A 26,299-nucleotide genomic window follows, 5' to 3' on the forward strand; every position below is an offset into this window, starting at 1 on the left:
TGTGCTGCTCGGCCGATGGCGGGCAGCTCGCAAGCGCAACCGAAGCGGCGCAGGTTGCCAAATCCTATTTGAGAACCCAGTTGTCGTATGATACACCGTACTCGGCGTACTTGTCGCACAATTCCTTGATGGTGCCATCTTCGTACATGGCCTTGAGCGTTTCGGTGACCTTGTCGGCAAGCTCGGTTTCGCCCTTCTTGAAGCCGACGGCGTAATGCTCGGTCGACAGGGGGTCAAGTTGCACATACGCGTCGGGCTTGGCAGCCATCTGGTACGCAGCGATCGACAGGTCGCACGCTACCGCATCGACCATACCCGACTCAAGCTGCATGAAAGCGTTATTGTAATCGCCGATGGTCTGCAGCTCTTTGAGCGAGCCCTTGAGGGCTACCATATCCTCGTTTTCCTCGTCACTCAGCACATCGAGCGCTGCGGAATCGACCTGCGTGATGAGCGTCTTGTCCGCAAGGTCGTCGAGCGACTTGATATCGCTGTCGGCCTTCACAACCACCACCTGCTCGTTGAGCATGTACGGCTCGGAGAACAGATAGCCGTCTTCGCGGCCTTCCATGGTGAACCCGTTCCAGATGCAGTTGATGCCGCCGCTGTCGAGCAGCGCGTCTTTGGCTTCCCAATCGATGGGCTCGAGCTTGAGCTCCCAGCCGTTGCGCTCGCAGACTTCCTTCGCCATGTCGAGGTCGATGCCGGTGAAGTTGCCGTCGTCGCCTACGAAGCCGTAGGGCGGATAGCTCTGGTCAAATCCGACCGTCAGCGTGAACGCATCGGATCCCGCCGCGTCGCCGCCTTCGCTCTTCTGAGCGGAATCGCCCCCCGAGCAGCCTGCAAGCAGAACCGCAGACAGGCACAGCACGCATGCCGCGCTCAGAATGGCCAAAAGTTTCTTCTTCATGTCTAGCTTCCTCCGTGTAATCTCTCGCACCCGCGGTGATCGGTTCGCATTCCGCGCATCGCGCCGGAAGCGACGCACCCGAGGCGGGCGCTGCACCTTCCCTGGCGCTTTATCACTCTACTTCTTTACTGTGCTAAAGCATCACGAAGTATAGCACAGCAGCGCGCGAACGATGAGATGTCAACATCTCTAATCGGGCGGCGGTACGTCGCGGCCTCGAGCGCTGAGCCGCGGGACGGCACGCACGCTGCTAGATTGACGGCAGCGAAGCCGCGATGGTGGCGGGCGGCGCGCAACCAGGGCGGGCGGCGGCCTCATCCGAGAAGCACCCGCCCGCCAAGCGGGCCGCTGCGAACAGCAGAAATCCGCCCATCACGTTCAACCTTTATATCCATCAACGCGCCAAGGGGCAGCTTCGTGGCAGAAAAAGCAAGGTGTTCGTCACCGCTTGGGACTACTTCCGCAGCCGGTTTTCAAGCCGTCTCTCTGAACTGGGATGACGAGGGCCTTTTCGCTCCGCAATTACCGACCTCTTCGCATCGGAAGACTCGAGCGACGAATATCTTCACTTTTCTGCCGCGATCCAAAGGTTCCGCCGCCGACCCGAAATCGGCATGCCCCTTTTGGCACCCCTCAACGCCAGATCGCCGAACGAGCACCTTCCACGCACCCGACCTCACAGGGAATGCATCCACGTAAAATCGATGGGCGCAACCTCGACGCGCCACATGCAGCAGAGCCGCCCGTCATCGGTATCGGGCGAAGACTCGATAAGTTCGACGCGGTGCTTTCCCGCATACGACCAAAAGCCTCCCACGTTGTACACCCTTTCAGCATCCCACCCGAGATGGATGAGCAACTGCCTCATCTGCCCCGCATAGCCCCCTGCGCCGCACATGAGGAAAATCGCTTTATCCTCGGGGAACAGTTCGCGAAGCAGCGATTCCGATTCTCGATACGCCGGCGATGCCGAAGCGACCGAGCCGTCTTCGGCCCATTCGACCGTCCATGCTGCCAGACCCTCGTAAGCCCCCGTCACCGGCAAAGGCGGCAGCGTGGCAACAAGGGGGAATGGCACGACTTTGAACCCCTCGACCGTGGCCGTCAGATCCGGGTCACCACCGATGGAGGCGTAGTCGGCCGGGTCGAACAACATGCGAACATCACGATATGCCACGTCGTCACGTTCCAGCCACTCATCGATGGTTTCGATGTTAATGCTCGAATCGACCCCGAAACCGCTTTCGGGGTCGGGGTTCGCCGGAGGCAAGTCCCTCGGTGCGCCCTGCGTCACATCGGGCGCGACGACACCCTGCCGCGCACCCGTGCTGTCATCGCCGCCCTCACGGCTGGCGGGCGAAACGTCGGATGGCGCAGCACTGCAGCCAATTGCCGCAAGCCCGCTCGCAACAACGGCCCCTGCTGCTACTGCGCTCTTGACGAAGTTTCTCCTATCCATGCTATTCGCCTCCCGTCAACGCGTTTCGCACTGCTTCCTTCAACCCCATGCTCGTAACCGTAGCCCCCGCCACCGCGTCGACTTCGGCTGTACCCGCCTCGTCCATGCGCCGCACGAGCTCGCCGAGAGCCACCGCACCGATATCCGCATATTCGCTATGGCGAAGCACTTCGACCGAAGCGATGGATTCACCTTCTGAAGAAACCTTGACCCAGATGGGCCCACCAAGCCCCTCGCCTACGCCAACCGCCTCGCCGGAAGCGAGCTCGGAGGCATCGGGGGCCTCGTCGTACACCGAACCATCGCCCGACCCCGGACCAAAGGCACCGCCCGACGAAGCTCTATCCAGAGCGTCGCCTTTCGACGCGGCAGCCTCACTCCCGGCAATCTTACCGAAGACGATGCATTCCGAAAGGTTGCCGCCGCTTTGGGCATTGCGAGCCGTGATGCCGCCGAACTCTCCCGCTGCGTACAGATGGGGGATGGGATCGCCGTCGAGCCCGACAACCTCGGCCCTAGCAGTGCGTTCGGGTCCACCCTGCGTGTTCACAACAACAGGAAAAACCTCCATGCCGTAGTACGGGCCGTCATCGAACCCTCGCATGCTTTCGGGCTTTCGCCCAAGGGGATCGGCACCCGCCTGCGCGGCTTCGCCGAACGCATCGATGGTCGCCTTCAGAGCGGCTGCATCGAGTGAGAACGCCTCGGCAATGCCCCATAGCGTATCCGACTTCACCACCTTGCCCGATTCCACCTCCGACGACAGATCGCTCGACCAGTTGGGAAACGGCCGCGGAACCTCCCCGGCCTCCATCGCAAGACGCTGGCTCTCATCGAACACGAAGTAGTTCTCGTCGGGACGAGCGGGCGCCGCCCATGTTCCACCCACGAGAACGCGCCCGTGCCGCTGCTCGAGGTCTTCTGCAATGTAGCGATTCGCGTCACCGCCCACCAGCACCACCGAGCCCCTCATGAAGAACTCGATATTGTCGCCCATGCTGCGCATGCGATCCTGTTCGGGCGCAAGACCGACACCGCCGCTCTTCCATGCGTTTGTATGCCAGATTTTCGCACCGGCTGCCTGAACCATCCGCATACCGTCGCCTTCGTTGTACAGCGATCCCGCCGGCAACACCTTGGGCTTGTCTATCGTCTGCTGCGTCCACGAAGCACTGTTCTCATAGCCGCCCAGTGCCATCACCACGCCGTTTTTCGCGGCGATGTTCAGCTTCCTTCCGTCGCGCTCGATCTCGACGCCGACGATCGCGCCCGTCTCGGGGTTTTGAATAAGCGCCGTAACAGGAGACGAATACCAGCAGTCGATAGCTTCTTTGCGATCGACCACACCCCTCTTCAGAAAACGCCATAAAGCCCCATCGTTGATCGACGAGCCGATAAGATTCGTGCGAATGGAGGAAGCCCCGGGAAGCTCAGGATAGCTGGGAGCGAGCCGAGGAAGGTTGTTTCTCGCAGGTATGGCCGTCGGCGCAATTGCTGCCGCCTCAGGCGCTTTCATGGGAGGTGCATCCTCGGAAACACCATCGAGGCCGGTGCCGCATTTCTTGCAGTTTGTCGCATCGAGGCTGTTCGAAGCGCCGCAGTTGGGACATACGACCGTGCTTTCGGCATCGACGCTCGGCGGTCTGAAACACATGGGTCACCACTCCCTTTCCTCGCGCTATCGATTCGCCGCAAGCGCGTCGATGTCGGCATCGGTCACGTCGGTCACGTCGAGCAGCTCCGTCTGGTCAAGCCCCCACGAAACCAGAGTGCCTCGAACCTCGCACAGGCCTTCCGCATATGCGTCCAGCACGTCGTCAGGCACCGAATAACTTCCGGCAAGCGCGCGATGGTAGTCGAAGGCCTGCTGCTTGTCTTCGGCCGAAACGAACAACTGGGAGCTGTATCGGCTGTTGCCGCCCTCGCTTCCCTCAGGTGCCTTTTCTGCAACGAGCACGTGCGCACCCGCCTCGGCCGCCGAAATGGCGGCGGCCGCTCCGGCAGCGCCGAAACCCACCACGATCACATCGAATTCGCCATCCCAGGCAATATCTTCCAATGCGATCGATTCCGATTTCCTGCCGGATTGCGCAGACGCACAAGCGCCAAGCGTTCCCGCGCCTAAAACCCCCAGCCCCGCGAGAGCGCCGACCTTCAAAAACGCCCTTCGCGAAGCGATCGGCTGATCCATGGCTTCCTCCGTTCGTCGATTGCCCGCCCGACCCCCGGCCCCCTTTCGGAAACGAGGGTGCTTTCGAAACCTTTCCCGCTGATGCCGACGATGGAGCCGTCGGCATCAGCGGGAAAAGCAACGGGACCCAAGCATACCGCGCTTCGGCCCCGTTCCAAAATCGCGTACCGGCAAGACCGCTTTCAGCCGTGTCGCCATTAGCAATATGCTAGTGGATCAGCGTAGCCACCGCATTTGCCACGACATCGGCATGCAGGCCGGCCATGAGGACCAAAAACCGCAATGCGCATCCGCCGAGCAAAGCGCCCGACGCCCCCACAACGGCAAGGCTGTCGGAGCTCTTCGAACGCGCCGCCAGCCCGACGATCGCCGCCACCAGAGGAAGCACGAGGCCGCATGCCACCACAAGGCCCCAGAAAAACGGAGCCAACGTACCCCACATGAGCAGATCGGCCGACAGGGCGCCCGTTGCGGCCACCGCCGCATTGTCGGAGCTTCCCGAAAGCATGGTGTTCAAGAACACGAACAGAACAACGAGCTCCACGAGAACAAGCACCACGACGAAGCGCTTGAGCAACCTGTGCGCCTTGCTCGCCTTGCGCGGGCCAACCTGTTTCCGCTCGACGGTAACTGCGATTATCTCAACGAGCGCAACGCCCGTATCAAGTGCAGACACGGCGAACAGGCACGGCAGCAGAAGAGTGTTCCACAAAGGCACGCCGGGAGCGGACATGAGCAGCACGCCGGTGTACGCGGCCACCACAACGCCCAGCACGATTCCCAAAGCCGCGAGCACGTTGCGCGCCTGCGATCTCACCTTCGAAAACTTCTTCCACTTCTTCGTTGCCGCCACCACAAGTTTCCTGGTAGAAAGCAGCGCCATAAGCCCGAAGACGATAACCGCTGCGAAAACCGCCCACGCACCGAACGTCATCCACGAAGATCCGTTGCTGAAGCTCTGCCACAACAGCATGCCGCGCAACGGATTCGTCAACTCGGACAGCAGAAGCAGCAGACCGACGATCAAGCTGATAGTTGCCGCCCACGTCGCAAAGCATATCGTTTTCTCGTTGTTCTTCTTGTCGAAGAAGTACAGTACTACAGCCGTTATGAAGGCACCGGCACCCAAGCCTCCGAGGAACAAGTACAGGGCCGGCTGCCAACCCCAAACCGATTGCAATTCAGCCATCGACTACCTCCTTATTTGCTTTACCGAGCACATACCGTTTCATCCGAATCATCCCGTACGTGCCTATTGCAGCAAATACGAAGGCCCCGTCGGGGCTTCGATCTGCTTGGCCCTTCCACCCGATCCAGCCATAAGCTCTTCGAGCGTACCGTAATTCAGCGCGCGGAATTTGCATGCCCGTACGCAGTAGGGCTTTTCGCCAAGCTCGATACCGGCTGACAGGCAGCAATCGCATTTGTCCATCCCCTCAGCTGTGTAGTGAGGAACGCTGAAAGGACATGCCTGGTAGCAGTATTTGCATCCGATGCAGCGGTCGTGGTCGACGCTCACAACGCCGCCTTCGCCTTTCGTGATGGCATGGGCGGGGCATACCGTTGCGCATGCAGGCTCCTCGCAATGCATGCAGCCCGTCGAAACGTATACCGTCTGACTCGATGCCGTCTTGTAAGGCGTCACCTCTCGACGAGCTTGAACGCCGTCGGGCGTAGCGTTTGCGCGACGGCACGCCTCCACGCACTCCTGGCAATTGACGCAGTTCGCAGTACGAACAAGAAACCCGTACTGCGCACCGTTGTACGCTGAGGCAGATTCCGCATCGCCTTGCGCGAAAGCCCTATCACGGGGAGCGGCCAATGCGCTTCCCGCCAACGCCGACACGCCAAGCACGGCAGCGCCTTGCAGCAGCACTCGCCGTGGGATACCCGTATCGTCTTGCATGTTTTCTCCAATCTCTAACCAACCGACTGCGTGAGATCGGGCTTTTTGAAAGCCCACACCCGCTCGACGGCTCCCTCAATGCGTTATCGGCCCCAAAGCCGCATCTGCCGGCCGCCGCGGAGCGCAGCTGGGAGGGAATCCAGCATGCGCCCGCACGACGAGGGACCCGAGAACGAAACCCGCATCCACCGTTCAATCGATGCCCAAACAAAACCTTCCGCTTTCGCTTGGGCATCGACCTCCCGCTTAAACCGCGTTCAACCCGCCTTGCCTTCGATGCGCAGTATATAATTGCTTGCATACGCACCGAGCAGTTCCATCGAAAGGAGCCCCATGATCGCCCCAGTCCAAGGTAGAGTCGGCCAACCCGTCACGTTCGAGGGCTATGCCGATGACTACGGCAACCACATCGTCGCTCTTGAGTTCTCTCTCGACGGCGGTAAAACCTGGGCCGTGCAAGACACGAGCGACTCAAACCCCGACCTCATGATCCATTGGACGTGCACGTACACCCCCGAAGAGGAAGGAACCTATCAGCTCAAGGTTCGCTCGGTAACCGAAGACGGACGAAAAACCCCGCTCGCAGCCGTTGCCGAACTCTTCGTTGAAGCGTAACGTCCATCCTTTTTCAAGGTATCGAAACCTTTCACGGAACCTCCCGGTAAACCGGGCTTTCCGCCCGGGAGCTTCCTCCCGGGCGATTTCTCGGAACACCTCGCACCTGCAGGCGAACTATTCGGCAGAGGCAGAGAGCAGGCCAACATTGGGGCTGTTGGGATACTCCATATCCTCACCGGGGTTCGCGGGCACAACCTCTTCGTGCGTAATGCGGATCTCTACGATATCGCGCACGAAATAGTTTGCAGAGACGCCGGCCAACCACAGCTGGTTATTGCCGCCGACCGAGGCCGACAAGTCTTCGTCGTTGATCTCAAACGAGATAACCCCATGATGCCCCACCGCATAGGCAAGCGGCATGGCCACTTCCGTACCGTCGGAGGACACGAATGCAATGGTGTTGGCGTCGTTGTGAGCGCTCGCTCGCCCAGCCAGGTAATTGACCGGGATGCCCTTGACGTCTGCCGTGATGATGGCCTTGCCGTCCGAGGGATTGCCGCCGCACGAGCACGTCATCGTTTGCTGCACAGCCTGCTCTTGAGCCAGCTCGTCGATGGTTGCCGTAAAGGCGTTGTCCACATCGCCGGATACCGAGAGCTTCCATTGCAGCGGATTGTCGACCGCAAGATCGTTCGTCGCATTGCACAGGGCGCTCGTTGCCGCACGGAATACGTCGCGAATGACAGCATTCGGCGTGATGGTCGATTGATCCCATGCGAACTGCCCCGCTGCCGCATCTGCTGCCGCATAGGCGCTCGTGCCCTCGGAGGACTGCTCGACAGCAGCACTGCTGTTTTGGGCAGAATCAACCGTTTCGTCGGCAGTGGCGGCCAAAGCGGGCGCTGCGCCAGCCAGCAGCATGGAGGTTGCAGCCATCGCGCTGATGGCGACCTGTTTCTTGTTTGCCATGATGATCACCTCCGCTATTTCACGTTCAAAAGGAACTGGGTGTTGATGCCGTTTACGCGCTCTGCACCGTCAGGCTGGATGCTCGTCGTGCGAATGTCGAGCAGATAGGCGCCCTCGCTCGGCGGCGTGAACTTCATACGCCAATACGTCCAGTACTGAGGATCGTTGTTCGGGGTTTCGAGCGTGGTCCACGTCTGCCCGTGATCCCACGAGAACTCGACTTTTTGGATGGGTTCGTCGAATGCATCGGCGAAACCTTCGAGTTCGATCTCGGTTCCTGCAGCACCTTCGAGAACAACGCCGGAGGGGTAGTTCAGTACGGCGCTGTTGGGCTTGTCAGCTGGAGCACCGTCGAGGCCGGCATCCTCGAAACCGCCCAGGAAGTAGCCCGATGCGACGAGGTCCTCAGTCGTCTTGATGAAGTTAACGCCCGTGCACACCTTGAACACGCCGCCGGCAGCCGATCCGCCCGCCGTCCATACGGAGCACGGATACCCCTGCGTATTGGGAAGCGTTTCGCCGTTCACTTCGATGACCAGCAGCGAGTCGTTGTCAGTCATAGCAGTAAAGGGAATATTGTACGTCTTGCCGACGTTGGGATACGGATCCTCGGTCAAGAACTCAACGGCGTTTACATCGCCCTTCGGCTTGACGTAATCGATGATCGCCTGCATGGGCACGCCCGTCACTTCGCTTTGCATAATGATTGCGTTGCCCGCACCGTTGATGGTGCACTGCTGCTTCATGACCGCAGTTTCAGTGCCGAACTTCTCGACGAGCTCGGGGAGCGTCATCGAGATCGGATTTTCGACATCCCCGCCGATGCTGAACACCCAGTTGTTGTACAGCTCGGGGTCCATGAAGCTATCGTCGGTGCGCCAGTTGCTCGGATCGAAATCGCCGTACTCCTTGATGCTCTTGTAGAACATGTCGTCAACATCGGTCAACGTATCCTGATCGTAGGTGACGGTGAGGTCGGCGTCGCTGGCAGCGATATCGGTAATGCCCTTATACAGGTTGAACTTCTCGTAATCCCACCGCGTGAAATCGCCGTTCTCATCGACGTAGTGGCACGACTCGCAGGTGCCGCCCCTGTTTTCGAACAGCTCGTTGCCCATGTGGGTCGAATGCATGCTCGTGCGCAGAGGCTCTGCCCAAATATGGCAGGCAAAACACGTGGAAACCGTTTGCTCGGTGGGATACCCGGGGAAGATAGTCCCGTGGTAGGTATCCATCATCATCAGCGCATCTTCCAGCGCATGGCACGACGTGCATCCGCGGTTATCGGCGTTCAGATAGCTGATGTTCCACCCAGTCGGATCGTCCGGCACAGGCTGAACCGTAAAGCCGTTTCGATCAACGTAGCTCGACGGAGCGTTGAGCTCCGCGTTCTTGGCATCCAGTTCGGGGTCGATACCCGAGGGAAACTCCGCGACGTTGTCTTTGTATCTGCCTTCGGCCGTGTAGTCGACCGTAGCGGTTCCAGTGGTGGGCTCTTCGGAGCCTTCATTCACGGTAGCCGATTGGGCGCACCCCGCCATGGCAAACACAGCGATGGCTATCGCCACGGCAGAAAGCTGAACCTTCCGGTTCGCAATGAATCCTTTCATCCCTTCCATTTCTCTCCTTCCTCTATGCGTTCGTAATAGACAAAAAGATGAATTCTCGTCGCATCCTCCCCCTTATCCATCTTTTGGCTCTTTTGCGAGATGAGCCGGATAGCAGCTTCCGATACCCATCCCGCAGCCCACCGCGAGTACAGCCTGCTGGTGCGAAAGAGCCTAAACGCATGTTTTCCAGCAATCCGGATACGTTTTTGCCTGAAATTACAAGCCTCGTTTTTCCCGGTTCACTGATTTTCCATCGATATAATATCATATATCATACAAATACATGATACTTATCGTATAGATGTGTGATTCTTTTTTGAGAATAATAGATTGTCGGCCATTGCAAACAAAAGCGCCACGAGCCCTGTATCGGCTCGCGGCGCTCAGCTGATTGCCCAAGCAGGCTTTCGAATCCTGGGCGGTAAAGCGATCCCCGTAGAAAAACGCTCTTTCGAAAGTTTATTTCCTCGTTATTTTCTCTAACCCCTCGAATGCATCGGACAAAGCACTGGGAATAACCACCAGCCCGCCTTTGTCCTTTACGCTCTCGGAAACGAAACTCATCGCGCGCAGCTGCAGAGCGGCGTCTTCCTCTTTGTACGTCCTCGCAGCATCAACGAACATCTCGGACACCTCCTTCTCCACTTCGGCGAGGATGATGCGGGCGTTGTATTCCCTCTCGGCGCGGGCCTCGGCCGATAGCGATTCCTGCAGCTCTTCAGGGATCTCGATATCCCTGATCTCCACCGATACGATGGTTATACCCCACTCGCTGGTCTTGCGTTCCAGGATATCGGCGATTTCCTTATCGATCTGCGTACGTCGAACGCCCATCTGCGCTATGCCGACGCCGCCCATCACGTCGCGCAGCGTCGTTTGCGCGATCCAGAACACAAGCCGCTCGTAGTTTCGCATTTCCGAGCAGGCCTTCCCTGCATCCCACACCATCCAGAACAGCACCGCATCAACGTCGACCGGAACCAAATCGGAAGTGAGTACATGCTCGGCCTTGAACGCGGTAGACCGCATACGCAGGTCAACCGTTGCAGCCGAGTATTCGACAAAGGGAATCATGAATATGAGGCCGGGGCCCGCAACACGATTGAATTTTCCGAATCGCAGTACCACCGTGCGCTCCCATTCGAGCACCACATGTGCGCAGCTGAATAAAACGATGCCCGCTACAACACCGAGAACGACAAGCGGCGGTGACGAAAAGTACCACGCGGCAGCCATGAACAGCGCAGCAACGCCTGCCGCAAGCAACCACCGCAGCAAGACAGCCCCGAACCGACTCGTCGCCGTGTCTTCGAACATGCTGTCCTCGTCAGTGATCTCGGGTTCCCCTTTGATACCGGGCTCGTCAGGTATGTTTTTGGCCATGATGCCTCCCTTAATCCGCCACGTGTTTCGAAAAACGCTCATCGACCCTCATCAGCACATCCTGCTTGGTCACGCCGGCATCTTCGGCAACCTTCACCAGCTGGTCGATCACGAGGTCGACCGGAGATTCAGGAAGCTGCAGCGCATTGCTGTTCACGTCGGCAACAAACGACCGCTTCCCCCTGCTCGAGCAGATGAGGCCATCTGCTTCGAGATCCTGATACACCTTGTGGATCGTATTGTAGTTAACCCCTAGCTGAGCAGCCAACTCGCGGACGGTCGGAAGGATATCCCCCGACTTGATCTGCTCCATCTTGATGAGAGACACCATATGGTTTCTGATCTGGACCCAAACGGGAACCCCAGATTTCTCATTGATTCGCAGCGTGTCAAACAAGCGGCCGACCTTACTCTCGATGTATCCTGCATCCGTATGATAGCATGACCGCACAGCGCACTGCGAACCGATTGCCGGCGTTCGAAAAATACTCAGAGAACCCGTACCCTCTAAACCGGTCGGCAAACGCACGATGCGGTGGAATGATCCCGTGCGCGAAGCGAGTTTGTTCCCAGACTGACCCTCGCATGTATTGATAATGCGATTTTGCGCGAAAACGCCCCTCGGATGGCGGCCAGTCGGCGCTTTGCGAAAAGACAGACCCCCGTGCACACCGTACTTGGTTCCAAGTTACCTATTTGACCTGCGCTTTTGTTGGTTCAACCTATACGAGAGGTCTGAAAACCGGGTGAGAATCCGATTTTAATTACGCAAACCGCCCCTTGGCCGCCATCGTGAAAGTGTTTTTCAGCAAAATCGCATTATCAATAAAAGTGACTGGTTACCAACCTGGATTATCCGCTGTACATGTGAGCCAGCGGCTCACGCGAGACGAGAGGACGGCTGTCACACAGGGGCCCGAACGCAACAGCCAGCTGCCGGACTCAGCCACGGGCGGCCTGAACGCGACAGCCTGCGGCCGGCTGCGCCGCCGGCCGCAGGCAGAGACTCGCCGCGCGCATCCCGAGCGCAAAGCGGGCCCGGANCGTGAAGATCGGGTAGCGGCGCGCGTACTCCATGGTCATGAGCGTACCGTCGTTCTGCGACAGGTACACGTCGGCGTTTGTCACGCCCTTATCGGCCAGGCTTTCCGCAAATCCCTCGGTGAAGCGCTTGGCCACATCGTAGAGCGCGGCGTTCAGGATGGTCGCGTTCTCGCGCTCGATGAGGCCCATCGATCCGATCTCGCTCGAGATCGACACGTGCACCGCATCACCCAGCACCTCGGCTGCGATCGCGGCGGCACGCAGCTCATCATCGTTGCGCACGGTCGAGAACACGCACGAGATGGCGACCGCTTCGACTTTGCCGTGCACGCTCTCGAAGAACGCGCGGCACGCCGCCTCGTCGAACTCGGCCAGGCGCTTGCCGTCGTACTCGAAGCCGCCTTCGATGATCGTTTCCGCAACGCTCACGGCGCGGATGTCGTCGGCCCAGTCGACCATGGGCGGAATGCCCACAGTGGCCGGCGCGCCGATGCGCAGCACCGCGATGGGAGCCAAGCCCTTGCGCTCCACGATGGCGTTCGTGCACTGCGTCGTGCCGAGCATGGCCTGCTTGATCTGCGTGCGGTCGACGCCGCTCGCTTCGAGCACGGCGTCCATGGCGCCCATGATGCCGCGGGTGATATCGGCGGACGTGGGATGCTTCACCGCTGCAACGATGGCGAGATCCTCGTCGATCAGAACGGCATCGGTGTTCGTGCCGCCCACATCGATTCCGAGTTTATACATGGCCGCCTCCTCTCTTCGCCGCGAGCTCTTCGATCGGGATGTAGTCGGCGTCGATGCCGAAGTAGCGCGGCCCCACCAGATCGAGCCCCGCTTGCGTACGCCACAGATGGAAGCACTCGAGGCCCACCACGAGCACGCGCTTGCCGTACTTGAGCGCATCGGTGGGAACGGGTCTGAACGTCTCGGTATCCACGAGACAGATGAGGTCGGGGGTGGTGGCGAGGATCTCGCCGTCCACGACCGCACAGAGGTTCTCGTTCTGGAACTCCACGTACGCCTCGCTGCCCTTGCAGTCGCCGATGCCGTCGAGCACCACTTTGCCGAAGTTGAACGATCCGCGCACCTCGCGCAGCACGTCGGAAATCTTGCCCTTGAACAGGCGGTGGCCGCCCACGAAATCGAGGAAGTACTCCTCGGGCGTCTTGTCGCCCGCGTTGTCCTTCGCCAGGCGGATGGCGCGCCCGATCTCCTCGGAGCGGGTTACGATGCCGTGCACGCCGTACTGCCTAAGCGTTTCGACGTCCATGCAGAACAGCGACGTCGTCAGCGTACCGCCGCATTGTGTCGTGATCGAACGGGCGATGTCCTCGGTCCACTTGTTCGTGATGGTGGAGAGTATCCCCGAATTGCCCTTCTCGTCGATCCAGGCCATCGGGGTAGCCGATGCGCCGCCGATCGTGAACGTGACCATCTGCAGCTCGGGAAACGCGCGGCCCATGCCGTCGACGTCGACCATCGGAATGCCGAGGCGCGCAGCCGCCGCGATCGGCAGCATCGAATTCACGCCGCCCGCCTCGATGGGCATCGTCGCATAGACCTCTTTGCCGTAGAAGCGCGTGATCATATCGAAGAGCTTCGCGAACTCGTTGGCGCCCACGCCTTTTTCGGCGAGGATCGACGGTGCGCCCATCGAAGCGGCGGGCATGATGAAGGACCCGTCGGGAACCTCGTCGATGCCGATCATCTTGACCGGGCCGCACTCCTTGACCGCCCCGATGGCGGTGAGCTTGCCGATATAGGGGTCGCCTCCGCCGCCCGCGCCGAGCAGCGCCGCACCTAAGGCGATATCCTCGATTTCCTGTACGCCCAACTCTCTCATATACTATCCTTTCACTTCGGAAACCCGCACGAAAACGCAGGCGTACCGACAATGCATTCCGAGCCTATCTTACCTCGGTGAGCCGCCGAACGGCCACGAACACGGCAATCGACACGAGTATCCCGTTCACGGGGCCGATGAAGAACGGCACATCGAGAATCGAGAGCACCGGTATCATACCGAAGGTACCGCCGGTGACGAGCGCCGTGAGCGTACCCGCCGCGAACGCCGCGATACCGCACGCGCGAAAGCCCTTCCCGATGAAAAACTTGCTCGCATCGCCGCGGTTTGCGATCCAATAATCGGCGATCATCGCTCCGGCGAGCGCGGGTGCGCATGCCGAAAGCACGTTGAGGAATACCGTCAAGTGGTCGAGAATCCCCGCTGCAGCGAACGCAATGCCGATAACGCCCGCAACCGCCGTCGTCGATTTGCGGTTATCGGTATCGCGGCCGAGCATGACCGAGAAGCCGAGGCCCGCCGAATACACGTTGCTCGCATTGACCGTCCAGGTGGAGAGCACGAGCGCAATCAGCCCCACGGCCGGCAACCCGAACGATGCCATGATGACGGCGATGTTGGCCTCGCCGGTGGAGATCGACATGATCGCGCCCATCATGAGCACGACGATGCCCGCCGGCAGAAGGCCCGCAAGGCACGTGAGCACGGCGGTCCTCCGATCGCGTGCATACCTGATGAAGTCGCCCGCCGTCGTGCCAAGCATCGCGATGAGCCCGATGGCGAAATTCACACCCGCCACCAAACCGATCGCCGCCTCGGGCGCGGGAACGTAGGAAAGCAGCGCAGCGATGCCGCCGCCGGACGCCACCGAGACGACCGTGCCGTACAGGCAGATGATCGCCAGAAGGGGTGCAGCCACGTATCCAAGGTAGCGCAGGCCGTTGAAGCCGTACACCGCCGTGACCACCATGACGGCGCCCCAGAACACGGTGGAGGCCCATACCGGTACATCGATGCCGGCAAGATCGTTCATCATGAGCGAAAACGAGGCACCGCACACCGCCGCCTGGATGCCGAACCACCCCAGGCACGCGATGCCGACGATGATCGCGACGAGGTAGCGTGCGCCCGCCTTGCCGAGCGCCGCGCCCGCGAACGCCGCCGTGGGAAGGCCGGTGTCGGCCGCCTCCATGACGACGAGGCACATGTAGCACATCACGAAACCGAAGCCGAACACGATGGCGAGCAGGCTGTCGGCGAGCGTGAGCCCGGCGCCGAGCGTCGCACCCACGAGCAGCGCCGATGCGCTGAACATGTTGCCGATGGGAACGGGCGCAATCGAGAGGAACCCCGTACGTTCGGCATCCTTTACCTGCAGCTGGGCAAGCGAGCCGTCGAGACCCTGTTCGGCCTCTATCCGATGGGTTGCGGCAGCCATGGATTTCGACCGCCTAGCGCCGTTTGAGGTTCGAGATGATGCCCGCCTTCTTCGGGGGCTCGGGCAGCTCGATCATCCGCGGCTCGAAATCGAAGAGCTCTTCGGTCAAAACGACGTCGGAGACGGTGATGCAGGATTTGAGGCAGATGTCCTCGCACATGCGGCACTGCACGCAGTCCGCCGTGGAGAACTCGATGAAACGGGTCTTGCCGTCCTCGGCCTCGACCTCGCTCTTCTTCAGGGCGCCGGTCGGGCAGAACGTGGTGCACATGAAACACGACGTGCACTTCTCGGTGTCGATCCCGACATTGCCCCATAGCCTGGTTTCGATTTCGGGCACGATGGGCCTGCCGATGGAATCCATCGCATCGAGCACGTGCATGCGGCGCATCGCATTGAACTGCGGCAGCGATCCCTTGTCGGACATCTTGAGGCGATCGCGCAGCGACGGGGCCTTCTGCTGAAGCTCCTTTTTAAGCGCCGTGACGGCCGCCTTTTCGGCGGCGTCTTTCGCCACGTCTTTCGCTTGGGTGAAAAATCCGCGCCGCGAGACGCCGAACAGGCCCGTGGTCTCTTCGACGAGCAACTCTTCGGGAAATTCGGACATACGCTCGACGCGCAGCGTTATGCCCTCGGCTTCGAGCAGCCCGTTGACCGAAGCGACCGTGGCGTCGATGCCGGGATCGCATGCGCGGTACTTGCAGGTTTTGCACGTGCCGTCGACGAGCACGAGGCGCGACACCCCGCATGAAGCGAGCTTCATGAGCACGCTTTCCTCCATACGGGCCAAGCACGGCACCTCGGCGAAACGATCGGGGTCGGCCTTACGCCTCGCAGCGGCGCGGGCGCAGGAGAACACGGCCATGCCGTCGGCGAGCACGCATGCCTGGGCGGTCGCCGTTGCCAGATCCTCGTCGAGCGGCCTCATGGGAATGAGCGCTTCGGTCGGGCACACCACGGTGCAGGCGCCGCACGAAACGCAGGCCCGCGCGTGGTAGGTCAGACGGTTGTTGCCCACCTCGAGCGCATCCGCCTGGCACGCCTCAACGCACTTGCGGCACTTCGCGTTGCGGTTGCGCACCACGACGCATCGCTCCTCGGCGGCGAACACCGCCTTGCTTTCGAGCGATTCGGCGATTTCTACGATATCGTTCAGATTGGGCATGAAACGTTATTCCTTATCTATGAGCGTCGCCTCGACGGCGGCAAGTTCTTCGGGGGTGTTGACGTTAACGAAGCAGCCTCCCATGGGTTCGGCTTCGAGAACTTTTGCTTGCGGCAGCTCCTGCACCTTCACATCGTCGAAGAACGACTGGGCGCGACGATCGCCACGCGAAAGCGCCTTGCGCACGGCGGGCAGGCATCCCATGCGGTTGTACATCGCATGGAACGGCTCGTAGCCGTGCTTGTTCGCGGGAACTACCACATCGGCTCCCGTCCGCTTCATCTCGAGCGCCTCGGCGACAACGAGCGCAGCCGACGCGAACACCATGTCGCACGCCACAATGGCCACGTAGGGGTTGCGCGCGGCCTGCAGCGCAGTGTAGAGGCCGGGCAGCGCGCCGCGGTAATCGGCGGCGTCGCAGACGAGCTGGATGCGCAGATCGGGAAACTCGCTATGGAGAAATACGAGGTTATCGGGCTCGTTCGTCGTGATGATCAGATCGTCGGCCACAGGACTCAAGCGCTCGACGAGGCGGCAGATGAGCGGGCGCCCCAGAAACGGCACCGTCGCCTTGCTGCGGCCCATGCGCCGGCTCTCTCCGCCGGCCTGGATGACCACGGTCAAGCGCGGGCGAACGTAAGAGTTCTCGATGAATTCGGCCAATCCCCCGATGTCGTCGAGCGCGAAGGCGGGTATGCCGTAGATCTCCGCCGCCTCGACCGCCTCGGGAATATCGGTTGCAATCGCCTCGGTTCCCGCCATCGGAAGCTTGTTGGAAATGTCGTCGTAATCGGGAGCCTGCATCGGAAAATGCTCGGTAATCGGATTGTCTCCTTCGCCGTGCATGGGAATCTCGTCGCCGTCGTGCTCGTCGACCGGAACCATGCCGCGCGTCATCTGCGTAAAATCGGTGCCGAGCGGCCAACCGAGCTTCGCCCCCTCGCAGAACACCTGCGCAACGCGGGAATCGGCATCGTTGCCCGACCGCATGATCTCGATCGTGGGAAGGCCGCTTTTTCGATACCCCTCGACGATCACGACATCGTGGCCCGGCATCGTACGCAGGATCTCGTCGCACTCCATTTCGCCTTCGACGGTTTTGATGCGCGCCATCTGCCCCGGGGCGGCGATAACCGTCTCCGATGCGCCGGCGGCGCGATGTCGGTACGAATCTTTGCCCGGGTAATCGATATCGAACCCCACATGGCTGTGGTGCTTCACGCTACCCACGTCGTGCCCGCGCGCAACCAACTCCGCTATGAGCCTCTCAATGAGAGTCGTTTTTCCAGAATTGTGACGCCCGACGATGGAAACCGCAGGGCTCGGTACCTGAACAGCCATGAGCAAACCTTCCTTTTCGCAGCATGCAAAAGTATAGCATTGCACGGCCGAAGGCGACCCCCGCGCACGAGCCCCCACGGCGTTTACTGCGGAAGCGGGACAACCGAAACCCACCCGAGCGACAGCAAACGCCCGGACGACGCAACGCGAACGCCACCGAGTTTATCGCTCGGTGGCGTTCGATGCGCGCAGCGTCAACGCCCTCGCGTGCACAGCATGCGGAATGCCGTCTCCCTTTTACTCTTCAACCAGCAGATCAACGAACTGGAACGTGTTGCAATCAACGAGGCCGCGATTGGTCAGACGCAGATCGGGCAGACACGCGAGCGGAATGAGCGCCATCGTCATGAACGGCGAGGGCATGCTGCAACCGATTTCCGCCCAGGCTTCCTCGAGTTTGCCGACAAGCCTGCTCATCTCCTCCGCGGGAAGATCGTTCATAAGGCCCGCAATGGGCAGCGGCACATGCCCGAGAATCTCGCCATCGGCGACCACGACCATGCCGCCCTCCGACTCGATGAGGGTGTTGGCGGCTATCGCCATATCGTCGTCGTTTGTTCCCACCACAAGCAGGTTGTGCGCATCATGGGCGACGGTGGAAGCCATGGCGCCGCGCTTGATGCCGAAGCCCTGGGTAAGCCCGAAACCGAACGTGCCCGTTTCGTGATGGCGCTCGAACACGAACGTCTTGAGAATGTCGTTTTCTACATCGCTTCGAATCTCGCCGCCTTCGACCGCGATGTTTGCGCGACGCTCTTCATCGTCGACGCGGCCGCCCATAACGCCGATCACGCGTACCGTCACCTCGGTCGCATCGGGATCCAGCTCCCCCGGCGCGATGGCGAACGATGCCGGCGTGATCGGATCTTTGATATGCACCGAATGGACAGCCCACTCCGGATATGCGAACGGCTCGGGATCGAACAGCACCTTCCCGTTCTCGGCCACCACCTCGCCGTCGATCAGCACGCGCGTAACCTCGATGCTCTCGAGATCTTTGATAAACACGATGTCGGCGCACTTGCCGGGCGCAATGCTGCCCAAATCGTCGTTCATCTTGAAGCAGGTCGCGCAATTGATGGTGCACATCTGGATAGCGGTGACGGCGTCGATGCCCTCCTCCATCGCACGCCTGATGAGGTAGTCGAGATGCCCCTTCTCGACGAGCGTATTGGGATGGTTGTCGTCGGACACGAGCACGGCGAAGCGGCTGTCGACCTTGCCGTCGGCGATCACGGGCGCAAGCGCCGCCAGGTCGTGCCAAGCACTCCCCTCGCGCATCATCGCGTACATGCCGTGGCGCATCTTTTCGAGTGCATCGACGGCACGCGTGGATTCATGGCAGCAGCAGATGCCCGAAGCGATGTAGGCGTTCAGGCCGCGATCGGTTTCGGGAAGCGAATAATGCCCGGTCACCGCATAGCCGCGCTTGAGCGTTTCGGCCACTTCGCCGTGCGCGTGATCGGAGCCGGAGAGGATGCCCGGGAAGTTCATCATCTCGCCAAGGCCGACAACGCTGTCCCACGTCATGGTTTCGGCGATGTCGTCGGGGCCGATCGCCGAACCGGTGTCCTCGAACCCGGGGACGGCGGGCACGCACGAAGGCGTGGTTATCATCGTTTTGAGGGGAACGCGGCGCGCATCCTCGTCCATGATCTTCACGCCGTCGAGGCCGAGTACGTTGCAGATCTCGTGCGGATCCATGTAAATGCCGGTCGTACCGTGAGCCACGGTGGCCCGCGCGTACTCGGTCACGCCGAGCATCGAGGACTCCACGTGGATGTGGCCGTCGAGGAAGCCGGGGGCGATGTAAGCGCCGCCGGCTTCGATTACCGTCGTCTCGTCGCCGATGCAGTGATCGGCACTCGCCCCCACGTACGCGATGCGCCCCCGGGCGATGGCCACATCGATGCCTTCTTGGATTTCGGCTGTGCATACGTTGACGAGCTTGGCACCCTTGATAACCGTATCCGCAGGCTGCAACCCCTGCGCAACCGCAACAAGCGTCGGCGTGACTTCCCACAGTTGATGTTTGCAGAACCGATTGATCATGGCAGCCTCTTTCGCTCAAAGCCTTTCGGAATTCGATACCCCGAACGCTACGCGAGCAAAGCGGATTCGTCAATGAGAAGGGGCGAGCGCCCATCTTCTCGACAAAACGCAAACGCCGCCGAGCGGATCCGCCCGCCGCGGCATATCCGGCGGGCCTCCGTCGCGCTCCGACGCTCCGGGAAAAGAGGTTACACCCGCTTGCGGAGCGCTGCGTACAGCAGACTCGAACCAAGGGCGCCGCCAAACGTATCGACCGCCCAGTCGACCGGATCGCACATGCGCTCCGGCACGAAGTACTGATGGAACTCGTCGGTCACCCCGTAGGCACTCGCGCAAGCCAGCGCGACGAGGCACGCGCGGCGCAGCGGCATATGGAACCGCAGTGCGTTCGCAAGCAGAGCGCCGAATACCGCATATTCGCAGAAATGGGCGATCGAGTTGATGGCATCGGCATCGGGGCCCAAGAGCTGCGTTTGCACGTCTTTGAGCGCACGGTAGATGTTGGAGAAGAAACCCAGATCGTCGTTCAGCCCCGATCCGGTATTGGCTGACATGAAGAAGATGAAGCATGCCCATGCGGCAACGAGCGCCCAACTGATAACAAGAGCCCGCCGGGAGCGGGTGGCATGCCGGGTGCCGGCGGTGCGCGAAGCGCTTTCGCTGCTGGAAGAACCGGCTTCGGGGGGTGTTTCGGTTTTCGTTTCCATGGGACAAAAGCTTACCATAGCGGCCCCAGGGAAAGGGACGTCGAAGCTCTAAACACCGTTCGACAGCATGGGCGGATCCCCGCCGAAGCCAACCGATCGCCTGAGCACTTACACTTCGGGGACGGACAACCCAGCAATCACCCCGAGAAGCCCCGCGATGAAACGACAGAAAAGGTGGCGCATCCCTCTCGCCATCCCATCAGCGAACTGAGGAGACCTTGGGCTCGCGTGGCCATCAAGAAACATGGTTACGTTGCTCTCGCAGAACCTCGGGGCAGCGACGAGCGCCTTACCCGGCGCATCGCAGACGCTCCGCCCGTCTAGTCTTTCGATCTTTCATAGCTCGATGAATCCGCAACGCCGCGTACGCTCCGAACAGAACCGTATAAACAACGATGCTCGTCCTCGCCGTATCGCCTCGAAGAAGCGCCGCAGGCAACAGAATGCTCACAAGGTGCACGTACACCAGCCCGAAGAAGACGTACGCCCATTTTTGCAGACGCTTCCACGCCGTCGCGTCCATGCGGCGCTTCACTCCTTTGAACGAGGTGGCTCCCAGGATCAAAAGCAACGCCATCAGGGCGATCGCCGTCGCGAAGAACAGAAGGAAACCGCTATCGATCGCGCTTCCATTCAACAGGCGCGGCGCAAACGACATGAGGTACATCACCATATGCCCCAACGCGAGCACGCAAGCGAGGATAGACAGCTCGGCGCGCACGGGTCGCAAGGCGAGGCTCACCGCTGAATCCTTTCGGAAAGCCCCGATGAACATGACCACGGTAAACACAGCGAGGGAAAGCGTGCACTTCTGCATAAGAAGAAACAACGTTTGGCGCATCGCTTCAGGATAGGTCGTAAACGCACTTGAAACGTAAAGCACGTTGAGAAGCATCGCTAGGACGTAAAACGCAACAGGACATTTCAGCAGCGGTGTTTTCAAAACCCAGACAAATGCAGTCGTGCATACGAGAACGAGAACGAAGCTCATGTGGATATCCTTTCGTATATGCCGACCCAGCTCGAGCAAGGGGCCTTCCGCATGATGGCGAAAGGCCCCGTCTCGTTTACTTCAGATAGTACACGGAGGGATCCGTTCCCTGCTCAACGAGAAGCTGCGTGCTCTCACGGCTCGCGATAAGCTTCGACACCTCCGATTCGGGGTCATCGAGATCGCCGAAAAAGCGGGCGTACCCAACGCAGGCCTGAACGCACATAGGCTGCTGATCCTGCTTGACAAGGTTCGCGCACATGGTGCATTTCTCTACCGTATTGGCTATATGAACCGGCGCATCGGCAAAGCCTACGGCAAATTCCATCGCATACGCAGGCTCCCCGTCGTTGTATACGCGCACCGCATAAGGACAAGCTTCGATGCACGATTTGCATCCGATGCACGTTTCAGGATCCTGCATGACGAGACCTGTTTCCTCGTCTTTGTATGTTGCGCCCGTGGGGCATACCGCAACGCATGCGGGCTCCTTGCAATGCTGGCAGGCAACGGGATAATGCTGCAGCTCGCAGTTCGGATATTCCCCCGATGCCGTATCGATGGTTTTGCCGCCCTCGGTGCGGACCGTGTTCCACCAGTTGCCCGACGGCAAATTGTTGGCAAGCTTGCACGAAGTCGCGCAGGTTTGGCAGCCCATGCAACGCTCAAGATCGATAACCATTCCGTATTGCATGATAACCCCCTACTGAACCTTTTCCATTTGAACCAGGCAGTCGAACCAGTTGTCCTGCTCGAAGCGCGGCCACGTCTCATACGTTGACAGGTCGGAATAATGACCGTCGATGTAGCCGTCGCGCTCCCATCCATGATCGATGACCAACATGCCGGGACGGACGCCTGCGTTGAGGACAACCTTGATGACGACGTAGCCGCGATCGTTCTCGATGCGCACGACATCGCCTTCGGTCACACCATAGGCTTCAGCATCCTTCGGGTTTACCTTCACGTACGGCTCGGGGTCCAATTCAAGAATCATCGGAGAGTTGTTGAACATGGTATGGGTCTTAAACTTGCAGCGCTCCGAGATGAACAGCAACGGATACTTTTCCGCCTCGTCTACCGCTTCGAAGCCGCCGATCGTCTCGGGCCACGCCTCGATGGGCGGTTCCCAAAACCAGCAGGATTCTTTCAGCATGTCCCACTCTTGCCCCACGTTTGCCATAGGCTGAATTCCCTCATGATAGAACTCGAAGCGACCGGTCGCGCTTAAAATGATATCCGTCAGACCGACCACCTGCGGCTCCTCGGGATACGTCCAAATAGCGTGCTGCTCCTGCAGAGCTTCCCAGCTCAGACCGACGGCTGCGGCAGCATCATTGGTTACGCAGGACGCCAAAAACGTAGTGAGGTCCTGCGTGAAGTAATCCTCGAAACCCATAGCCTTGCCCAATGCAGTGATGATCTCGAAATCGCCCTTAGCCTCACCTGCAGGTTCGACTGCTTTCTGGGTATACTTGACGAAGGGGTTCGAGGTAGAAGACAAGTCATCGCGCTCATAGAGAAATGCAACTGGCAGCACATAGTCGGCATACTGAGCAGCCTCGGACATGAACATATCGGATACGACCACCATCTCCATGGCATCGAAGGACTTCAACCACTTCTGGCGATCGGGTTCGTTGGTGATGGGATTGCAGATGTAGATATAGGCAGCCTTCGGCGCCTTCATACCGGCAAACTCGCCATCCTCCATCAGCTGATGGAAATGAGGGGCATGAATGGTGCGACCCGGAGCAGCAACACCGACAAGATCGGCAGTGGCGGTATTCACCAGCCCAGGAGTGTTGGGGGCACTGAAATCAGTGCACGAGCAACCGGCACCGTGCTTTGCTTCCTGACCCGTAATATCCATGAGGGCGAACATGCCGTCGTATCCGCATTGGCCGTTGGCGTAATGATCGGGACCGAATCCGGTGAAGATGTAGGAGAGTCCGGAATTCCAAATAGCGGCCAACTCTTCGATGGTCCCAAGCGGCACGTCGGTCATTTCCGCTATGGTATCCAAGTCCCATTCGTTCAATCGATCCAGAAGAATCTGGTAAGCCGGTTTGACCGCAACGCCTTCGACCTCAAAGCTGCCGCGAATTTCCGGATTGGAGGCAGCGTCGAAGGCAACGGCCTCACCGCCTTCATACACCAGAATACGATCCTCCTCGCTCAACGGCTCAGCCTGACCGAGGTCGGAAAGGCGCAGATACAGGCCATCCGAATCTTTCACCAAGAAAGGAGCGACCGTCATGGTTTGCAGATGGGCGACATCCTCGTGTCCATCACGAATGGAAATAAGGGCCATCCCCGCAGCCAGCAGCCCATCGGTGGCAGGACGGATGGGCACATAGATGTCTGCTTTGGCAGCAGAAGTGGTATAGATGGGGTCGATGCAGATAACCTTGGCGCCGTTTTCCTTAGCCTGTGATACCAGGTGGTAATCTACGATGTTGGACTCGGTGGGATTGGTTCCCCAGATGAAAAGGTTGTTCGCGTTCACCATATCGCGATGCTCGTTATGGCCGATAGTGTAGGCACCCAAGCCGCCGTGGTTCATCTGCACGTTCATGCCCGTATTGTCATAGCATGGGGCGATGGTCATGGCGCCCATGAGCGCTTGGAGACGCCCTGTATACGATATAGTCGCCATGCCGGAGCCGGAACCGCTCATGAAAGCCACGGCCTCGGGACCGTATTGCTCCTGCAGTTCTTTCCACTTTGCCGTAATCTCGCTTACCGCGTCATCCCACGAGATGCGCTCCCAATCACCCGCACCGCGCTCTCCTGCGCGCTTCATGGGGTACAGCACGCGTGTAGGTGAGTACATACGCTCGATGTTCGCATAGCCCTTCAGGCACGTTTCCTGATAGGGGCTATCGCTACCGTCGGGGCACTTCAGCTTTGCGCGGGTGATGTTTGCGATTTTGCCATCGCGAACATGCACGTAGCAAGGACATCCCCATCCAGAACAGTTGCCCATGCAGCTTTGGAAATACACTTCCTCCGCCACCTCGACCGGCGCGTCCTCCTTCGAAGCATCGCTTTCGGACGCAGGTTGACTGCATCCGGCAAGCGTCGCAAGCGAAGCTGCGCCCGCCGCCGCAAAGGCCGTAGTTTGCAGGAAGGTTCGCCTCGTGAGCGTAGACGGCTCGTTACCAGCCATGATTCCTCTCCTCTCGTCGTAAGGCATGAGCGCATAGCACGGTATTGCCATCCCGACAGAACGAGATGGCCGATGCCTCCCTTACGCGTCATGCCATAGTTTTGGAATCAGCTGAATTCCCCACATACCGTTATACAGGATTGTCGTGCGACATTCAAGATTGTTGTGCGACAATTTCCGATTGTCATTATTCTACTTTGTAGCTAATGGGGTACGTCCGGCTATTTGTGCTCGTGTCCGTCGCCCTGCGAAGGCGCAAAGCCCTCCGTGTACGAACTGGGTACGACAACGGCACCCGCGTTCTCGTGTATCCCCTCGTGGATCAGGTGCATTTTCCTCAGCTCAAGAGCCACTTCGTCATCGCGGTATTGGTCGGAAACTTCGGAAAGGAGTTCCGAGATATCCTTTTCTGCTTCCATGAGCATGATCCTCGAATTCCGGCGGCGTTCCGCCTGGGCCTCCAGAGAAAGCGAGTCTTGCAAGCCGCTGGGAACGATGATGTCCCTCACCTCCACAGAGATGACAGTCACCCCCCAATCGGACACCTTCCCTTCGATTGCAGCGCGCAGTTCGTGGTCAAGCTGGTTCCGCCGTACCACAACTTCGGATATTGGAGCCCTGCCAATAGCATCGCGCAAGGCGGTCTGAGCCGCCAAAGCAACGGCGAAGTGGCAGTCCTCGATTTCGGTGCACGCGCGCTCCGGGTTCCAGATCATCCATGACAAGACCGCATCGACGTCGAGGGGAACCAGATCGGAGGTGAGCGTCTCTTCCGCCCCGAACGGCGTGATCATGATGCGCTGGTCGACGCGAAGCGAGCAATACTCGATCAACGGGATAGTGAAGAATATTCCCGGCCCTGCGACGCGAGAGAACCGACCCAGCCTCAGCACCACCATGCGTTCCCATTCAAGCGCAACGTGCACCGACGACAGCGTGGCCAAGCCCGCCAAAAACGCAACGCAAACCGCGACGATGCCAATATCCGCAAAAGCGAGATAGAAAACCAGCACGACCACCGCAAAAGCAATCACGGCCAGCGCAATCTGCAAAGCAAGAGCGCCGTTGCGCGTTGCCCTTTTTCCTGGATCCGAACGGTAGGCTTCGGCGGCAACGCCGAACTCCATTTCTATGCGGCGAGCGGTATCGCGTTTCTGGGGAGCGTCGGCGTAAGGGCCTTTATTTGCCTTGTTTCTTTTCATGTTCCCTCTTTAGTTTCCGGATGGTCTTGTTGACGTGCTTGGGGATATCGTCGTAAGTCATGCCCTTTTCCAGACAGTTGTTCACAAAATCTTCCACCATCGCGTTGACGTCGGGGGCATCCGATATGGCATCGGGTTCGCTGACGAATGCGCCCCTGCCCTGCGTTGTTACGATATAGCCATCTCGCTCAAGCGCAACATACGCCTTGCTGACAGTGTTGTAGCTGATATAGAGCTCAGCCGCAAATTTTCTCACGGTGGGCAGCTGGTCGCCGGGCTTGTAATATCCCGTATTGATGAGGTAGACGAGCCGATCTCTCAGTCGCACCCAAAGGGGCAGATCGCTCGATTCGTCTATCTCAAATGGCGGTATCGGTTTTGCTGTCATTCTTCC

Annotated in this window: 24 protein-coding genes; 1 reads left to right on the forward strand and 23 read right to left on the reverse strand. The window is 59.7% G+C overall.

The features are described 5' to 3' along the window. Positions 1-64: 64 nt before the first annotated feature. The 7 genes from C1722_RS09070 to C1722_RS09095 form a co-directional block, all read right to left on the reverse strand. Entirely contained in the window at positions 65-910 is an 846-nt protein-coding gene (locus C1722_RS09070; protein ID WP_102378944.1) for a transporter substrate-binding domain-containing protein, read from the reverse strand. A 250-nt stretch (positions 911-1,160) separates the two neighbouring features. After that, complete coding sequence (locus C1722_RS17600; RefSeq protein ID WP_280522944.1) at positions 1,161-1,283, reverse strand: hypothetical protein; 123 nt, start codon at positions 1,281-1,283, stop codon at positions 1,161-1,163. A 303-nt stretch (positions 1,284-1,586) separates the two neighbouring features. After that, positions 1,587-2,369 (reverse strand): hypothetical protein, encoded by a 783-nt coding sequence (locus tag C1722_RS09075; RefSeq protein ID WP_102378945.1) that lies wholly within the window; start codon positions 2,367-2,369, stop codon positions 1,587-1,589. Between the two features lies 1 nt (position 2,370). Beyond that, positions 2,371-4,023 carry an FAD-binding protein gene (locus C1722_RS09080; RefSeq protein ID WP_102378946.1) on the reverse strand — a complete coding sequence of 551 codons (1,653 nt, stop codon included), beginning with the start codon at positions 4,021-4,023 and terminating at the stop codon, positions 2,371-2,373. Between the two features lie 24 nt (positions 4,024-4,047). After that, positions 4,048-4,560, reverse strand: coding sequence for an FAD-dependent oxidoreductase (locus C1722_RS09085; protein WP_102378947.1), 513 nt, complete (start codon positions 4,558-4,560; stop codon positions 4,048-4,050). Between the two features lie 208 nt (positions 4,561-4,768). Next, the gene (gene nrfD, locus C1722_RS09090) at positions 4,769-5,749 is read right to left on the reverse strand and encodes an NrfD/PsrC family molybdoenzyme membrane anchor subunit (protein ID WP_102378948.1); all 981 of its coding nucleotides are present in this window, start codon (positions 5,747-5,749) and stop codon (positions 4,769-4,771) included. Positions 5,750-5,812: 63 nt separating this feature from the next. Beyond that, positions 5,813-6,466: a 4Fe-4S dicluster domain-containing protein gene (locus tag C1722_RS09095; protein ID WP_102378949.1), complete on the reverse strand. Its 654-nt coding sequence runs from the start codon at positions 6,464-6,466 to the stop codon at positions 5,813-5,815. A gap of 333 nt (positions 6,467-6,799) precedes the next feature. On the opposite strand from C1722_RS09095, the gene C1722_RS09100 reads away from it, so the two are divergent. After that, the gene (locus C1722_RS09100; RefSeq protein WP_102378950.1) at positions 6,800-7,081 is read left to right on the forward strand and encodes an Ig-like domain-containing protein; all 282 of its coding nucleotides are present in this window, start codon (positions 6,800-6,802) and stop codon (positions 7,079-7,081) included. A gap of 117 nt (positions 7,082-7,198) precedes the next feature. On the opposite strand, the gene C1722_RS09105 is transcribed toward C1722_RS09100, so the two are convergent. The 16 genes from C1722_RS09105 to C1722_RS09180 form a co-directional block, all read right to left on the reverse strand. After that, a complete protein-coding gene (locus C1722_RS09105; protein WP_102379606.1) occupies positions 7,199-7,993 on the reverse strand; it encodes a molybdopterin-dependent oxidoreductase in 795 nt (264 codons plus the stop codon). 14 nt (positions 7,994-8,007) lie between these two features. Next, complete coding sequence (locus C1722_RS09110; RefSeq protein WP_102378951.1) at positions 8,008-9,612, reverse strand: molybdopterin-dependent oxidoreductase; 1,605 nt, start codon at positions 9,610-9,612, stop codon at positions 8,008-8,010. 450 nt (positions 9,613-10,062) lie between these two features. Further along, positions 10,063-10,920, reverse strand: coding sequence for a slipin family protein (locus C1722_RS09115; protein ID WP_425226284.1), 858 nt, complete (start codon positions 10,918-10,920; stop codon positions 10,063-10,065). A gap of 76 nt (positions 10,921-10,996) precedes the next feature. Beyond that, entirely contained in the window at positions 10,997-11,383 is a 387-nt protein-coding gene (locus tag C1722_RS09120; RefSeq protein WP_102379607.1) for a GntR family transcriptional regulator, read from the reverse strand. A 545-nt stretch (positions 11,384-11,928) separates the two neighbouring features. Next, positions 11,929-12,777, reverse strand: coding sequence for a hydantoinase/oxoprolinase N-terminal domain-containing protein (locus tag C1722_RS09125; protein WP_244902510.1), 849 nt, complete (start codon positions 12,775-12,777; stop codon positions 11,929-11,931). Next, complete coding sequence (locus tag C1722_RS09130) at positions 12,770-13,876, reverse strand: S-methyl thiohydantoin desulfurase family protein (RefSeq protein WP_102378953.1); 1,107 nt, start codon at positions 13,874-13,876, stop codon at positions 12,770-12,772. The genes C1722_RS09125 and C1722_RS09130 overlap by 8 nt, the downstream gene beginning before the upstream one ends. A gap of 64 nt (positions 13,877-13,940) precedes the next feature. After that, on the reverse strand, positions 13,941-15,275 hold the full coding sequence (locus C1722_RS09135) for a cytosine permease (RefSeq protein WP_102378954.1): 1,335 nt from the start codon (positions 15,273-15,275) through the stop codon (positions 13,941-13,943). A 13-nt stretch (positions 15,276-15,288) separates the two neighbouring features. After that, positions 15,289-16,440 (reverse strand): 4Fe-4S binding protein, encoded by a 1,152-nt coding sequence (locus tag C1722_RS09140; RefSeq protein WP_102378955.1) that lies wholly within the window; start codon positions 16,438-16,440, stop codon positions 15,289-15,291. Between the two features lie 6 nt (positions 16,441-16,446). Next, positions 16,447-17,781 carry a molybdopterin-guanine dinucleotide biosynthesis protein B gene (mobB, locus tag C1722_RS09145; protein ID WP_102378956.1) on the reverse strand — a complete coding sequence of 445 codons (1,335 nt, stop codon included), beginning with the start codon at positions 17,779-17,781 and terminating at the stop codon, positions 16,447-16,449. A gap of 237 nt (positions 17,782-18,018) precedes the next feature. Beyond that, complete coding sequence (gene ade, locus C1722_RS09150; RefSeq protein ID WP_102378957.1) at positions 18,019-19,833, reverse strand: adenine deaminase; 1,815 nt, start codon at positions 19,831-19,833, stop codon at positions 18,019-18,021. 188 nt (positions 19,834-20,021) lie between these two features. After that, positions 20,022-20,540: a VanZ family protein gene (locus C1722_RS09155; RefSeq protein WP_102378958.1), complete on the reverse strand. Its 519-nt coding sequence runs from the start codon at positions 20,538-20,540 to the stop codon at positions 20,022-20,024. A 289-nt stretch (positions 20,541-20,829) separates the two neighbouring features. After that, positions 20,830-21,531 (reverse strand): ferric reductase-like transmembrane domain-containing protein, encoded by a 702-nt coding sequence (locus tag C1722_RS09160; RefSeq protein WP_102378959.1) that lies wholly within the window; start codon positions 21,529-21,531, stop codon positions 20,830-20,832. A 76-nt stretch (positions 21,532-21,607) separates the two neighbouring features. Continuing rightward, positions 21,608-22,225: a 4Fe-4S dicluster domain-containing protein gene (locus tag C1722_RS09165; RefSeq protein ID WP_102378960.1), complete on the reverse strand. Its 618-nt coding sequence runs from the start codon at positions 22,223-22,225 to the stop codon at positions 21,608-21,610. 9 nt (positions 22,226-22,234) lie between these two features. Then, positions 22,235-24,703: a molybdopterin-containing oxidoreductase family protein gene (locus C1722_RS09170; protein ID WP_180995109.1), complete on the reverse strand. Its 2,469-nt coding sequence runs from the start codon at positions 24,701-24,703 to the stop codon at positions 22,235-22,237. A gap of 221 nt (positions 24,704-24,924) precedes the next feature. Continuing rightward, positions 24,925-25,905: a slipin family protein gene (locus C1722_RS09175; protein WP_244902511.1), complete on the reverse strand. Its 981-nt coding sequence runs from the start codon at positions 25,903-25,905 to the stop codon at positions 24,925-24,927. Next, positions 25,883-26,293: a GntR family transcriptional regulator gene (locus C1722_RS09180; RefSeq protein ID WP_180995110.1), complete on the reverse strand. Its 411-nt coding sequence runs from the start codon at positions 26,291-26,293 to the stop codon at positions 25,883-25,885. Before C1722_RS09180 ends, C1722_RS09175 begins: the two co-directional genes overlap by 23 nt. Positions 26,294-26,299: the final 6 nt, after the last annotated feature.

Origin of the sequence: Raoultibacter timonensis, assembly GCF_900240215.1 — a bacterium.
Lineage (GTDB): Bacteria > Actinomycetota > Coriobacteriia > Coriobacteriales > Eggerthellaceae > Raoultibacter > Raoultibacter timonensis.